This window comes from Pedococcus sp. P1_H8 (assembly GCF_056405175.1).
On the sequence record NZ_JBFUCP010000043.1, the window covers coordinates 1 to 691 of the forward strand.

Sequence of the window (691 nt, forward strand, 5' to 3'; positions counted from 1 at the left end):
CCTGCTCGAGCCATCGGTCACCGGTGAACAGCACCGGATCCTCGCCCGCGGCAAGCAGTTTAGGCACAGTGCGATGGCGGGAAAGGCATGGCCGGCATCGGGCCCGGCGACAACGGCGACTCGCATCCGCCCAGGGTGCCACAGTGCCCGCGGGCGGCCCGTCACCAGTGCGGCGGACGAGCCGCGACCGCGGCGGCAACGGCCTGTGCCGTCACCCGTCCGTTGCCGGGCCGGGCCGGCGGGCGACGAGGATGAAGACACTGATCACCAGGACCCACGCGGGGAACACCAGCGTCACCCAGAGGCTGAGGCTGACCACCAGCAGCAAAGTCAGCGACAGCAGGTAGGTCGTCAGCACCAACCAGCGCGGCATCAGGCCGGTGCGCAGCCAGATCGTGCCGAGCGAGATCATGAACACCCCGGCCATCCGCACCGCGTAGACGTTGCTGACCTGCAGCATCACCTCGCGGCCGAAGTAGACGATCTCCGCCTCGGAGCCGCCTGCGTGCCGGGACATCGCGAGGATCCCGCCGGCCACCGCCGTCGAGACGAAGGCCATCGCCAGGAACAGCAGCCCGCTACCGAGGAACACCGTCGCGAAGAACCGGTCCTCGAGGTCGCCGAGGCGGTCGCGGACGACGCCGATGAACCACAAGAACGCGATGCCCGCGAACGGCGCCAGCACCAGGGC

The 691-nt window shown here is 69.8% G+C and carries 1 protein-coding gene; it reads right to left on the reverse strand.

Features of this window, described 5'->3' with window-relative positions; genetic code table 11:
• Positions 1-211: 211 nt before the first annotated feature.
• Positions 212-691 (reverse strand): hypothetical protein (locus tag AC1DYG_RS18715; protein WP_477641374.1); only part of this gene is annotated, 480 nt, incomplete at its 5' end.